The sequence below is a fragment of the Rhodococcus sp. OK302 genome (genome assembly GCF_002245895.1).
Taxonomy (GTDB): Bacteria; Actinomycetota; Actinomycetes; order Mycobacteriales; family Mycobacteriaceae; genus Rhodococcus_F.
Genome location: NZ_NPJZ01000001.1, coordinates 3606584 through 3619863, shown reverse-complemented (window position 1 = coordinate 3619863; position 13280 = coordinate 3606584). Strand labels below are relative to the sequence as shown.

Genomic DNA, 13280 nt, shown 5'->3' with positions numbered 1-13280 from the left:
ATGTCTGATATTGCAACAGCATTCGCCGACGAGGTCGTGACGAACGCGTACACCAAGATCATCTCGGTCCCCGGCATCGAGGGTCCGTTCGCGTTGATCACCCTGGACAACGGGTTCGATCACACCAAGCCGTCGTCCTTCGGTCCCGGCGGACTCGCGGCATTCGACGCGGCTCTCGACGAAGCCTTCGCAGCCAACCCGGTTGCCATCGCCGTCACCGGCAAGCCGTTCATCTTCGCTGCCGGCGCAGACCTCAAGGGTGTCCCCGCGATCACCTCGCGTGAGCAGGGTCTCGAGCTGGGACGCTTGGGCCACAAGGTTTTCCGACGCCTTCGTGAATCCTCCGTTCCTACCTTCGCCTTCATCAACGGCGTGGCGCTGGGCGGCGGTCTCGAAGTGGGCCTGCACAGCCACTACCGCACCGTTGCCGCCAATGCGGGCGCTCTCGGCCTGCCCGAAGCCTTCCTCGGCCTCGTACCCGGTTGGGGCGGAACACAATTGCTCCCCAACCTCGTCGGTCCCGCGAACGCTGTCACGGTGGTCATCGAGAATTCGTTGAACCAGAACAAGGTGCTCTCCCCGAAGAAGGCACTCGAGCTCGGCGTCGTCGATATCGTTCTCGATTCCGCCGATTTCATCGAGCAGTCTCTCGCGTGGGCCGCTCAGGTTCTCGCCGGAACCATCACCCCCGCTCGCCCCGAGATCGATCGCGGTCAGGGCTGGGACGACGCCATCGCCCGCGCGAAGGCGATTGTCGACGGCAAGACCAAGGGCAACGCTCCCGGCGCGGTCAAGTCCGTCGAGCTGCTCGAATTGGCTCGCACCACTGACATCACCGATCCGGCTTCGCTGGACAAGGGCTTCGCGGCCGAGGACGAGGCTCTGGCCGAACTCCTTCTGACCGACGAACTTCGCGCCGGCCTGTACGCCTTCGACCTGGTGAACAAGCGCGCCAAGCGTCCCGCCGGAGCTCCGGATCGTTCGCTGGCCCGCAAGGTCAACGGCGTCGGCATCGTCGGTGCCGGCCTGATGGCCAGCCAGCTCGCACTGCTGTTCGTCCGCCAGCTCAAGGTGCCGGTCATCTTGACCGACATCGATCAGGAACGCATCGACAAGGGTGTCGGCTACGTCCACACCGAGATCGACAAGCTCCAGGGCAAGGGACGCCTGTCCCCCGACGCCGCGAACCGCCTCAAGGCACTCGTGTCCGGCTCGCTCGACAAGGCTGCATTCGCGAAGACCGACTTCGTCATCGAAGCCGTCTTCGAGAACATGGACGTCAAGAAGAAGGTCTTCGCGGAACTCGAGCAGTTCATCGCTCCCGAGACCATCCTCGCGACCAACACCTCTTCGCTCTCCATCACGGAGATGGCCGAGGGTCTCGCTCATCCCGAGCGTGTTGTGGGATTCCACTTCTTCAACCCTGTCGCAGTTCTTCCCCTCCTCGAGATCATCAAGGGCGAGAAGACCGACGACGCAACGCTCGCAACAGCATTCGCGACCGCAAAGTCACTGAAGAAGTCCGCTGTGCTCTGCGGCGACAAGGCCGGCTTCGTCTTCAACCGCCTGGTCACCCGCACCCTCGGTGAGGTCATGTCCGCCGTCGACGAAGGCACCCCCTTCGACGTCGCCGACAACGCCATCGCCGAACTGGGCATGCCGATGTCGCCGTTCATGCTCCTCGCTCTCGTCGGACCCGCAGTCGCGCTGCACACCGGCGAGACCTTGCAGGCGTCGTACCCGGAGCGGTTCACGTCCAGCCCCGGCCTCGAGGCTCTGGTCGAGGCTCGCAAGCCCGGCGTCTGGACCTGGGGCGAGAACGGCCAGACCGTCGACCCCGAGGTTGCAGCACTGTGGCCCCAGGGCGACAAGGTCTCCACCTCGGAAGAGGTACTCGAACGCACGCGCCGCGCTATGGCCGAGGAAATCTCGATCATGCTCGACGAAGGTGTAGTCGCAGCAGCTGAGGACATCGACCTCTGCCTGCTTCTCGGCGGCGGTTTCGGTTTCTGGAACGGTGGCATCACGCCGTACCTGGATCGCACCGGCACCTCGGAGGCCGTCAACGGCAAGCGCTTCCTGGCGCCTGGTGTTGCCAGCGTCTAAATAGCTGTTTTACCTGCAGGAACTTCGCACCCGGTTTGCTTCGGCAAGCCGGGTGCGTCGTCGTATCAGGATTCACGATCACGGCAACCAACAGCATCGGCGAGCCAGTACTGCCGGCAACCCTCGAGATTGCCGACGCCCCGATCTCCTCCGGATCACCCGGATCCCGGGAAAACTTCGGCAGCTTCGACTACTGACAGACACTCTTCACCGAACGTCCGAACTGTTGCCGCCTCCTCCCTGGGTTCAAGCTGCAGGCAGCAACAGCCACTCGCGATCATATGGACATAACTGACCCTCGTGACCAAATGTCCGCTATGTTCGTCGTTGGCAGTTGCTGTGGCTGCTACGCACCTCCAACATTGTGCGGACAACCCGGAAGGGCATATACCTGTGACTGTTCGCCATCTGCTCCACCAACCCTCGAGACGGTCCCGAACCGCCGCGCTATTCGGCGTCGCGGCCCTCGCTGTCGCCATGACCCTGGGCACCGCAGTCGGCACCGCATCAGCGGACACTGTCCTCACCCCACCAATCGATGTCGGCACGGAAAACTGGTATGGCACTGCGGCGTACGGGGTGGCGATCACCCCCAACGGGCAGTATGCCTACGTCACCAACTACGGCGACAGCACGATATCCGTCATCGACACCAGCGATAACACCGTCGTCGCGGCCCTCGCCGACACCGCCGTCAATCAGCCGAGTGCAGTGGCAATTACCCCCGACGGAAAACACGTCTACGTCACCAACCAGTGGGGTAGAGACACCGTGTCCGTCATCGACACCGCCCTCGGCGATACCCCCAACACCGTCACCTCCAACGTCGCAGTCGGTGCTAATCCGACCGCGGTAGCGATCACCCCCGACGGGAAGTACGCCTACGTCGCCAGTTCCGGCAGCAGCACGGTTTCCGTCATCAACACCGAAACCGACCCCCAGCCGTCATCGCCACCGTCACCGACACCATCTACGCGCCGCGTGATGTGGCGATCACCCCCGACGGACAACGCGTCTACGTCACTAACGGCAACGGAACGGCGTCCGTCATCGACACTGCGCTCAACGCCCTCGGCGTCCCCGCCAACACCGTCATCGGCACCGTCTCTGTCGGTACCACTCCGATCGGGATCGCGATCACCCCCGACGGGAAGTACGCCTACGTCGCCAACTACAGCAGCAGCACGGTGTCCGTCGTCAAGATCAGCGACAACACTGTCACGACCGTGACAGACACCGCCACCACCTTCAGCAATCCGAACAAGGTGGCAATCACCCCCGACGGACTACGCGCCTACGTCACCAACAGCAATTACCAGTACGGCGGCCAGACAGTGTCCGTCATCGACACCACCACCAACACCGTCATCAACGCCCTCACCGTCGGCCGGGGCCCGACCGGGGTAGCGATCACCCCCGACGGAAACCACGCCTACATCGCCAACATGGGCGACGACAACGTGTCCGTCATCAAGATCGAGCAAGCACCCACCCTCACCGGAAACCCGCCCCCCGCCGTCGTCGGCAAACCCTACGACTACGCGTTCACCGTCACCGGACACCCCACCGCCACGGTGACCGTCGCCCCCGACAGCACCCCCGCCGGGCTCACTCTCAGCCCGGCCGGCATCTTGACCGGAACACCCACTACCAGTGGAATATTCGAGTTCACGATCACAGCAACCAACGGCATCGGCGACCCCGTCGCATTGCCGGTGACCCTCGAGATTGCCGACGCCCCGACCTCCACCGGATCACTCGGAAATTTCGGCTCCTGACACGCCCGTCAGTCCAGCGCTGAAGACCACGTCAACGGGCCGACCCTCCCTGGCTTCGCTCGGACAATGGCGAACGGCGCCCTCGGTTATCCGTGGGTGTCGTTCGCGATTGTGCAGCAGCAGCTCAAAACACCTTTCCGACATCCTCTTTCACGATGTAGTCGAGCGCCCGTTCGCAAACAGCGGCAATGGTCATCGACGGGTTGCAGGCGGCCGAGTTGCCCGGCATCAGTGCGCCGTCGAGAACGTACAGGCCGCGCTGACCGTGAACTCGGCCCTCGAGGTCGCACACCGATTCCATGCACGCTCCGCCGAGCGGATGCCACGTCGACGACAACAACAGATTGGTATCCGTGAGCAGTCCTGTTGCCCCGGCAATCTTTTGGACCGCAGGCGCGATGTGACCTCGCTGTATTGCGGAGTCACCGTCCTTGGGCCAGCGCAACACCGCCTCACCTCGGGCCGAGTCCCACACAAAACGGCCTCGATCTTCGCTGACACCGAATCCGACCATCACGGTGCTGTGCGCGTCGAACGGCACCGGCGGGAACGATGCCTGGATGACCGTGAACGCACTGTCGGGGTTGTCCCAGTTCCGGCTGCCGTAGACAACGGGTCCGCCTTGAGTGCTGCCGAAGTTCTCGGTGGGGTCCGACCAGATGTAGATCCGGTCGGCGTTGGTTCCCCAGCCACCACCCAACTCGTCCGGGAGGTCGGGAATCCTGCCCTGCGCCCCAGCGCGCACGAGCAGCTTTGTCGTGTTGGCACTGCCGGCGGCCATGACCAAGGCTTTGGTTGTCAGGATCTTGTTCTCGAGTACACGTCCCGTAACGTCGGTCCGGTCCACATAAACCCGCCATCGCCCGTCCGGCGCACGTTCGACGTCGGTAACCTGGTGCAGGGTCTCGACTTTCACCAGTCCCGTGGCTTCAGCAGCTGCAATGTAGGTGACGTCAACCGAGTATTTTCCGCCGTTGTTGACACCCAGGGCTCCATCACCGTTGGTGTACGACGGTTTCATTTCACCGCGCAGTTCGGCCAATGCAAAGTTCCAGTCGATAGGCATCGGAATCTTCGACACCGGAAGCCCGGAACGGCTCGCGTTTCGGGCAAATATGCGGGCGGCCTCATAGTTGGGGCTGTTGACCAACTCGTCAGGAGCAACGGCAATTTGAAGCATCTTCGCCACCCGCGGGTAGTGGACACGATCCATCACCGCGTAATCCAACTGCTCGGGGAAGTGCGTATTGAACACAGACTCCGCCGGTTGCAATGTCATTCCCTGATACACCAGGGATCCACCGCCGACGCCTGCCGCACACACAGTGGTCATGTTGTCGCCGACCACCGTCTCGAGAAGGCCCGCGTAGGGCTCGAAGATCGCCGGTTTGCCGAACAACTGCGGATTCGACTGGTGCCACAGGATTCGTTTGTCTGGATTGGCAGGCTGGGGAAAGGTATCCGCGTCAGGCCCTGAAGGCCACCGGATCCCCCTCTCCAACAAAGTAACCGGAACCCCCGCCTCAGCTAGCCGAAGGGCGGTTACACCCCCACCGAACCCCGAGCCGATAACAACGATGCGGTGTTCTTCCCGGACGAGAGGAACTCCCCCGACTCGCGCGGCGATACCGATTTCCGCACGAGCGAGAGTCGGCGCCGCTACTGCGGCCATCGCGGCCACCGCGCCGGACAGTAGGGTCCGCCTCTTCATTCTGGACATAGATGTACTCCATTGGTAAATCACCGAACTAGCCGGCGGCGAAAAACGCACGGGGCACCAGAATTTCAGGGGGAGTGCCGTTCCGCATGGACGTGACAACTGAGCGAACCCAAAACTAGACACTTAACCCCTAAAGTGTCAAGAAGAATTGAATTCAGAACTACACATCAGGAGGGCGGAGCCATCGCAGGTTGCAACCAACGGGTGAGAAAAGAGCGCAAGTTCTCGTCGCCGTGAATCGAATGACTGTCGAAAGCGATGACGGACAGTCCCAACCGGACGGAGATCTCGAGAATGTCGTCCAACTCCTCCGACGTCGCGAGATTTCGCTCGACAATCGGCGAAAGAAAGCCGTGTGCAACAGGTTTCGCTCGATCCATCATCTCCATGGAGAAGACGGGGTCACCCCGCTCGGTGAGCAGCAAGGTCGCGAGAACCGGATGTGCACGCACTGCCGCGCGGGCGGCCACGATGAATTCGACGACATATTCACAGGCACTGTTCACCGCAAGAAGCCGGGCATTGATTCCACTGAGCGCTTCGACGGTGAGATCCGCCATCGCCTTGGACACTACTTCTTCGCGGGACCCGAAATTGGAATAGACGGTCTGTCGCGATACTCCGGCCTCGTGTGCGATCGCCGCCATGTTGACCGCCTCGAAACCGCCGGTTTCGATCAGTCGAACAGTGGCACTGAGGATTTTCTGCTGGGACCGCACCTGCAAATTATCGCCTACCCGATCCCCACTACCCTCGTCGGGACTGATTACGTCGCAGGTCACGACGTTGCACAATCGACCCTGCGAAAGAAATTCGACAGAAACCCGCCTTTCGTGACCCACTTCACGAAATTGTGAGCTATGTTGTTACTCGCCGGTAGCTCATAGGGGTGAGCTCGGCACCAGACTTCTGAGCAACGCCGAGATCGATTGCCGCACCTACAAGTCCGGCTCAGCGATACGGCAGACGGCGCTCTTTCGAGAACCGTTTTCCACACTTCCGCCATTCGATCATCGCTTGCCGCGTACCTACATCGGCGAGCATCGAGAGGTACCCATGAATCAGATGTCCGTGATGTTCCGACGCTTTTCGACCCGCACATTCGCAGTCGCCGCATTGTTAGCCGCGAGCACCTTGACAACGTCGTTGAGCACAATCAGCCCGGCGGCCGCCGAACCGGTCGTTCCGGTTGACACCGGGATCGATGCCGCGATTCCCGCGTTCTATCACCCTCCCACCTCCATCCCGACAACACCCGGCACTCTCATCCGCACAGAACCGATGACCCTGACTGCCGCATTGCCCGAGTTCGATGGCTCGTGGCCGGCCCAGGCGCAACGGGTCATGTACGCGTCGAAATTGCAGGATGGCGATGCCACCGCCGTCACCGGCACCTTTATCGATTCTTCACGACCGTGGCACGGCAACGGGGAACGGCCCACCGTCGTTATCGGACCGGGCACGATGGGCCAAGGCGACCAATGCGCAGCCTCCCGCGCATTTCCCAGCGCACTGATGATCCAAACCGATCCGCCGTCATTGTCCGCAAATCAGGAACTCTTCTCCGCCGGAACCTGGAATGCGTTGGGCGCCCGCGTCTTCGTGACCGACTACATCGGATTAGGCACGCCGGGAATCCACACGTACGTCAATCGGATCGAAGAGGCCCACGCGATGATCGACGCGGCCCGCGCAGCAAACGCTCTCAGCGGGACGGGCGCCGGCACACCTCTCGCGTTCTGGGGATACTCCCAGGGCGGCGGAGCGGCGGCCGCAGCAGCCGAACTGCAGCCCAGTTACGCCCCGGAGCTCAATCTCGAGGGAACCTGGGCCGGCGCTCCCCCCGCCGATCTGCGATCGGTGCTGGAGCAGATCGACGGCAATTTGATCGGTGGCGTCGTCGGTTTCAATATCAACGGCCTACTCGCGCGTTACCCGGAACTGGATGCGTCGTTGGACAAACGAATCACCCCCGAAGGCCGCGCGGTTCTCGACCAGTTGTCTACCGAATGCGTCGGCGACATCATCATCAAACACCCCTTCCTGCGCACAGATGCACTCACTGTCGACGGCCGGCCACTTCTTGATCACCTGGACGAGATCCCCGAAGCCGCAGCAGTACTCGACGAACAACGCATCGGAAACCTGACACCCACGTCTCCGGTCCTCATCACCAGTGGCATCAACGACGACACCATTCCCTACCGTCAGGCTCGTCGCCTCGCCGAAGACTGGTGCGCCGGCGGCGCGACGGTCACGTTCCGCACCAACCACCTCCCACCGGTGGCGCCGGGTACGACCTTCGTCAACCACTTCGGGCCGGAGATAATCGACGGCTTGGGTCCGAACGGTGCGTTCGAGTACCTCACCGACCGCTTCAACGGCCTACCCGTCAGCGGCTGCCAATTCGATTGAACCGCAGCGGTCGAATGATCAGCGCATCGAGAGTAGGTTAGGCTTCCCTGCATGAAATCTTCTCTTCGTGGATTGGCTGCACTGGGACTGGCTGCCATCACCGCCGCAGCGCTTGTGTCCTGCTCCTCCGATTCGGAATCCTCGACAGCGTCGACAAGTGCAGACGGATTCCCCGTCAGTATCGAGAATGTCTTCGGCACCACCACCATCGAGTCACAGCCCGAGCGATTGGTGACACTCGGCTGGAATGCCCAGGACATCCTCTACGCGCTCGGACTCGCCCCCGTCGGACAGCCCAAGTACACCTACGGTGCCGACGACAACGGCGTGATGCCTTGGGCTCAGAAGTATTTCGACGCCGACAAGACCACACTGTTCGACATGGCCGCCACCGGTGAACCGCCCGTCGAAATCGTCGCTTCCCTGGCACCCGACGTCATCCTCGCGCCGTACGAGGGATTCGAGAAGTCCGTCTACGACCAACTGAGCAAGATCGCCCCGACCGCCGCCTACCCAGCTGCCGCCTGGCAGACGTCCTGGCAGGATCAGACCCGCATCGTCGGAAAGGCCGTCGGCAAGAGCGCCGAGGCCGACAAGCTTGTCGACGGTTTGGGTACGACGCTCACCGAAACCGCTTCTGCTCACCCCGAATACGCGGGTAAGACCATTGCCGTCGTCAATTTCGACACCGATGCCAGCAACATCAACGTGTACCTGCCCACCGACCCCCGCGTGCAGGTTCTCACCGAGCTCGGATTCGTCAACGCACCCGGTGTCGAAAAGTTGGCGGCCGACAACTCCGGTGGCACCTTCTTCAAGACCATTTCGTACGAGAACATCAACGACATCGACGCCGATGTCATCGTCGGCTTCACCGATGGATCCGGTGACCCGTCGAGCATTCCCGCAGTCGGCGGACTCGACGCGGTGAAGCGCGGATCGACGGTCTTTCTCAGCGACACCAAGGTGATCGGCGGCTTGAGCAACGTCAACGTTCTGAGCGTCCCGTGGGTTCTGGGCCAGATCACCCCCGCACTGACGGACGCTGCCAATCGCGTCGGTTAGAGAACACTGCCACTGTCGGTCCCCGGTTCTATGCTCAGCACATGCCTGAACTGTCGGTCTCAGTGACCAAGCACGTCAACGCTCCCCTCGACACCGTCTGGAAGGTTGTCACCGACCTCGACGGCGCTGTCGACACCCTCGCCGGCGTCACCCGTATCGAACGGCTCGCCGGCGAGGGATACGCCGTCGGAACCAAGTGGCGCGAGACCCGAAAGATGATGGGCAAGGAAGCTTCCGAAGAAATGTGGGTCACCGAAGTGGAAGCGCCCACTCGTACCGTCGTCAAAGCGCATTCGAATGGGATGGACTACACGTCCGGATTCACGCTCGAGCCTGACTCCGACGGCACGCTGCTCACCATGAACTTTGCCGGCGTATCCACGTCCACCTCCATGGCGACCAAGATCCTCGGCGCGGTGTTCGGACGCCTCGGACTGCGGGTCACCAAGAAGATGATGGCCAAGGACCTCGACGATTTGCCACCAAGGCCGAACGAATCGCGTCGGCGTGACCGGCCGGTGAACAACTCAGCCCGATAACGACTTCCGAGTAACCGCCGAATCGGGCGCACAGCGCGTAGCGTCCAGAGTGTTCACTGATGGATCGACTTGGCCCGAAGGGGGCAGGCATGGCATTCAGCGGTACGGCAGACAGCGGCGGAACCGGGGTAACACGCGCCGACGTCGGACATGCAGTTCTCTTTGCCGGCGCCGCTGCGCTCGGCGGTTTTCTCTTCGGTTACGACACAGCAGTTATCAACGGGGCAGTCGGAGCGATCCGCGACAAATACGACATCGGGGCCGGTGCGACCGGCCTCACCGTCTCTCTGACACTTCTCGGTGCCGCCTTGGGCGCCTGGATGGCAGGGTCACTCGCTGACCGTCTCGGCCGAATCCGCGTCATGCAGATGGCCGCCGTCCTGTTTGTTGTCGGCGCTGTCGGATCGGCAATACCGTTCAGCGTCTACGACCTCACCTTCTGGCGCATTGTCGGCGGCGTCGCTGTCGGTTTTGCATCGGTGATCGCGCCGGCCTACATTGCTGAAATCTCACCCGCAGCGATCCGCGGACGCCTCGGTTCGATGTACCAATTGGCAATCGTGCTGGGAATTGCCGTGTCCCAGTTGGTGAACTACGCACTCCAAGCAGCGGCGGGTGGCGCTCGCAATCAGATTGCCGGCCTCGAAGCGTGGCAGTGGATGCTGATGCTCGAAGCCGTCCCCGCCCTTCTTTATCTCGTCATGACCACGACGATCCCCGAGTCTCCCCGCTACCTCGTCGCTCAGGGTAACGACGACCGCGCCCGGAAGATCATCTCCGACCTCGAGGGCGGCGATCACGACGCCGTCACCGCGAGAATGGACGAAATTCGGGATTCCCTCAAGCTCAAACAAGCAAAAACTACTGTGCGTGAGCTCTTTTCGAAGCCGCTCGGAGTATCCAAGCTGGTCTGGGTCGGTATCGCGTTGGCAGCGCTGCAACAACTGGTCGGCATCAACGTGATCTTCTACTACTCGAGCACCCTCTGGCAGGCCGTCGGCTTCGGCCCCGATCGCTCACTCCTGATCAGCGTCGTCAGTGCGCTCGTCAACATCGTCGGCACCTTCGTCGCCATTGCCGTCATCGACCGCGTCGGGCGTAAACCGTTGTTGCTGGTCGGTTCTGCCGGCATGGCGATCTCACTCGGGACGGCAGCAATCTGTTTCCATTCGGCAACAGTGACCAAGAATGAGATCGGTGAATCCGTCGCCACCCTCAGCGGCGCCAACGCGACGATTGCGCTGATCGGCGCCAACGCGTTTGTCTTCTTCTTTGCTCTCTCATGGGGACCGGTGGTCTGGGTCCTCATCTCCGAGATGTTCCCCAACCGAGTCCGCGCCGCCGCAGTCGGAATCGCCACCGCCGCCAACTGGGTCGCCAACTTCTTCGTCTCGTGGACCTTCCCGTCGCTGGCCGACTGGAACCTGTCCCTCACCTACGGCGGCTATGCCGTCATGGCATTGCTGTCGCTGTTCGTGGTGCTGAAATTCGTGAAGGAGACACGCGGCAGCACCCTCGAATCAGTGCAGTAACAGGCGATCCGTCAGGTTCAGCCCTGCGCGACTTCACCCTGTACGGGCGCGTCGGCCTGAACCTGAACAACCGAACCACCCATGCCCGCAACCCAACCCGTGATCTTGCGTGAGAGATCCTGCGCCGTCAGGCCCAGTTCCTTGTGAATGGCCTCACGCGACGCATGATCGAGGAACTGCTGCGGCACACCCAAATCGCGGCACGAGGTGTGAACTCCCGCAGCGCGCAAAGCCGCCGACACCGTCGAACCGATACCGCCGTGTACTCCACCATCTTCGAGAGTGACAACAAGTGCGTACTTGTCGGCCAACTTCACCAACGCATCCGACACCGGCAGCACCCAACGCGGATCCACGACAGCAACCGAGATGCCCTGCTTGTCGAGGCCCGCGGCAATCTCGAGTCCCAATGCTGCAAACGGGCCCACCGCGACCAGAAGAACGTCGCCGCGCTCACCCTCGCTGGCACGCAGCACGTCAACCATGCCGTCAAGGCGCTTGACCGCCGGAATTGCCTCGGGGACAGCGCCCTTCGGGAACCGTACGACGGTCGGACCATCGTCGACAAGGAGTGCCTCGCCGAGTTCCTCGCGGAGAGTGTCCGCGTCACGCGGAGCGGCGACGCGAATGCCGGGGATGATTCCGAGCAGCGACAGATCCCAGACTCCGTTGTGACTGGCACCGTCGACGCCCGTGACACCCGCGCGATCCAGAACCACCGTGACGGGTTGTTTGAGCAGCGCGACATCCATCAGCAATTGATCGAAGGCGCGGTTGAGGAATGTTGCGTAGATCGCGACAACAGGATGCAGACCACCCAGAGCAAGGCCGGCGGCAGACGTCATCGCATGCTGCTCGGCGATGCCCACGTCGAACATGCGGTCCGGGAACTTGTCCGCGAACGCAGCCAGACCGGTCGGGCCGGCCATCGCCGCGGTGATTGCCACGATGTCTTCGCGGCGCGACGCTTGGGCGATCAACTCGTCGGAGAAGACCGATGTCCAGTCGAGTACCGGGGTCTTGTCGGAGCGACCGGTGACGGGGTCGATGACGCCGGTGGCGTGCATCTGATCCGCGACGTCGTTCTCGGCGTGGGCGTAACCGTTGCCCTTACGGGTAACCGCGTGCACGATCACCGGACCGCCGTACGACTTGGCGCGGCGCAGTGCGGATTCCATCGCAACCTCGTCGTGTCCGTCGACGGGGCCGAGGTATTTGATACCGAGGTCGGTGAACATGACCTGCGGGCTGACGGCGTCTTTGAGACCGGCCTTCATGCCGTGAAGTACGGAGTACGCGGTGCGTCCGACCCACGGAAGTTTCTTGACCAGCCGGCGGCCGTTGTCGAGGACGCGCTCGTAGCTGGGAGCCGTGCGTAGCGCCGAAAGGTGATCGGCGAGGCCGCCGATGGTGGGCGCGTACGAGCGACCGTTGTCGTTGACGACGATCACCACGGAACGGTCTTTACCGGCCGCAATGTTGTTGAGGGCTTCCCAGCACATTCCACCGGTAAGTGCGCCGTCACCGACGACGGCAACAACGTGGCGGTTCTGGCCGGTCAACGCAAAGGCCTTGGCCAGTCCGTCGGCGTACGACAATGCTGCCGACGCGTGCGACGACTCGACCCAGTCGTGTTCACTCTCGGCCCGGCACGGGTAACCCGACAGTCCGCCCTGCTTACGCAGGGTGTCGAACTGATCTTTGCGACCCGTGAGGATCTTGTGGACATACGCCTGATGCCCGGTGTCGAAGATGATCGGATCCTGCGGCGAATCGAAAATACGATGCAGCGCGATCGTCAGTTCGACGACTCCGAGGTTGGGGCCGAGGTGACCCCCGGTGGCCGCGACCTTCTGCACCAGGAACTCACGAATCTCGTCGGCCAACTCCGATACCTCGGCGTGGCTCAACTGACGTAGATCGTCAGGACCCTGAATGCGGGCAAGAACACCCAACGAGATCGCTCCCTCCGTGCTTCACAGCTGCACCGGTGCGCGCCGCGGCTGTCTGTGCGACAGTGCTGTCAGTCTACGGAGCGTTGCGCCGAACCGACACGCGGACTCCGCGTGATTCACCTGTGACTTCGAGTTACAGGGCGACTACCGCCGTCGATCGTGAGCGCAAT

General features: G+C 62.2%; 10 protein-coding genes and 2 pseudogenes. 9 read left to right on the top strand and 3 right to left on the bottom strand.

The window, feature by feature from the left end:
* The 5 genes and pseudogenes from BDB13_RS16550 (at position 1) to BDB13_RS16540 (ending at position 3884) form a co-directional block, all read left to right on the top strand.
* A complete protein-coding gene (locus tag BDB13_RS16550; protein ID WP_094272594.1) occupies positions 1–2106 on the top strand; it encodes a 3-hydroxyacyl-CoA dehydrogenase NAD-binding domain-containing protein in 2106 nt (701 codons plus the stop codon).
* Positions 2107–2141: 35 nt separating this feature from the next.
* Positions 2142–2303, top strand: coding sequence for a hypothetical protein (locus tag BDB13_RS32115; RefSeq protein WP_176459594.1), 162 nt, complete (start codon positions 2142–2144; stop codon positions 2301–2303).
* 280 nt (positions 2304–2583) lie between these two features.
* Positions 2584–3009: pseudogene (locus tag BDB13_RS33575) on the top strand (YncE family protein); the annotation flags it as partial.
* A gap of 83 nt (positions 3010–3092) precedes the next feature.
* Positions 3093–3299 (top strand): annotated as a pseudogene (locus tag BDB13_RS33570) (beta-propeller fold lactonase family protein); the annotation flags it as partial.
* 33 nt (positions 3300–3332) lie between these two features.
* Complete coding sequence (locus BDB13_RS16540; RefSeq protein WP_176459484.1) at positions 3333–3884, top strand: YncE family protein; 552 nt, start codon at positions 3333–3335, stop codon at positions 3882–3884.
* Positions 3885–4008: 124 nt separating this feature from the next.
* Here the strand turns inward: BDB13_RS16540 and BDB13_RS16535 are convergent, their stop codons facing one another.
* Positions 4009–5604: a GMC oxidoreductase gene (locus tag BDB13_RS16535; protein WP_094272591.1), complete on the bottom strand. Its 1596-nt coding sequence runs from the start codon at positions 5602–5604 to the stop codon at positions 4009–4011.
* 167 nt (positions 5605–5771) lie between these two features.
* A complete protein-coding gene (locus tag BDB13_RS16530) occupies positions 5772–6323 on the bottom strand; it encodes a TetR/AcrR family transcriptional regulator (protein ID WP_094274971.1) in 552 nt (183 codons plus the stop codon).
* A gap of 337 nt (positions 6324–6660) precedes the next feature.
* Here BDB13_RS16530 and BDB13_RS16525 point away from each other — a divergent pair, with 337 nt between their 5' ends.
* The 4 genes from BDB13_RS16525 to BDB13_RS16510 all read left to right on the top strand — a co-directional run bounded on the left by BDB13_RS16525 (position 6661) and on the right by BDB13_RS16510 (position 11155).
* A complete protein-coding gene (locus BDB13_RS16525) occupies positions 6661–8019 on the top strand; it encodes a lipase family protein (RefSeq protein WP_254922834.1) in 1359 nt (452 codons plus the stop codon).
* A gap of 51 nt (positions 8020–8070) precedes the next feature.
* Positions 8071–9084, top strand: coding sequence for an iron-siderophore ABC transporter substrate-binding protein (locus tag BDB13_RS16520; RefSeq protein WP_094272590.1), 1014 nt, complete (start codon positions 8071–8073; stop codon positions 9082–9084).
* 41 nt (positions 9085–9125) lie between these two features.
* On the top strand, positions 9126–9623 hold the full coding sequence (locus BDB13_RS16515) for an SRPBCC family protein (protein ID WP_094272589.1): 498 nt from the start codon (positions 9126–9128) through the stop codon (positions 9621–9623).
* An 89-nt stretch (positions 9624–9712) separates the two neighbouring features.
* The gene (locus tag BDB13_RS16510) at positions 9713–11155 is read left to right on the top strand and encodes a sugar porter family MFS transporter (protein WP_094272588.1); all 1443 of its coding nucleotides are present in this window, start codon (positions 9713–9715) and stop codon (positions 11153–11155) included.
* Positions 11156–11172: 17 nt separating this feature from the next.
* Here the strand turns inward: BDB13_RS16510 and dxs are convergent, their stop codons facing one another.
* A complete protein-coding gene (gene dxs / locus BDB13_RS16505) occupies positions 11173–13110 on the bottom strand; it encodes a 1-deoxy-D-xylulose-5-phosphate synthase (protein ID WP_094272587.1) in 1938 nt (645 codons plus the stop codon).
* Positions 13111–13280 lie beyond the last annotated feature (170 nt).

Coding starts and splice junctions, on each gene's coding strand:
- BDB13_RS16515 (WP_094272589.1), top strand. CDS start 9,126: ATGCCTGAACTGTCGGTCTCAGTGACCAAGCACGTCAACGCTCCCCTC.
- BDB13_RS16510 (WP_094272588.1), top strand. CDS start 9,713: ATGGCATTCAGCGGTACGGCAGACAGCGGCGGAACCGGGGTAACACGC.
- BDB13_RS16525 (WP_254922834.1), top strand. CDS start 6,661: ATGAATCAGATGTCCGTGATGTTCCGACGCTTTTCGACCCGCACATTC.
- BDB13_RS16550 (WP_094272594.1), top strand. CDS start 1: ATGTCTGATATTGCAACAGCATTCGCCGACGAGGTCGTGACGAACGCG.
- BDB13_RS16520 (WP_094272590.1), top strand. CDS start 8,071: ATGAAATCTTCTCTTCGTGGATTGGCTGCACTGGGACTGGCTGCCATC.
- BDB13_RS16535 (WP_094272591.1), bottom strand. CDS start 5,604: ATGTCCAGAATGAAGAGGCGGACCCTACTGTCCGGCGCGGTGGCCGCG.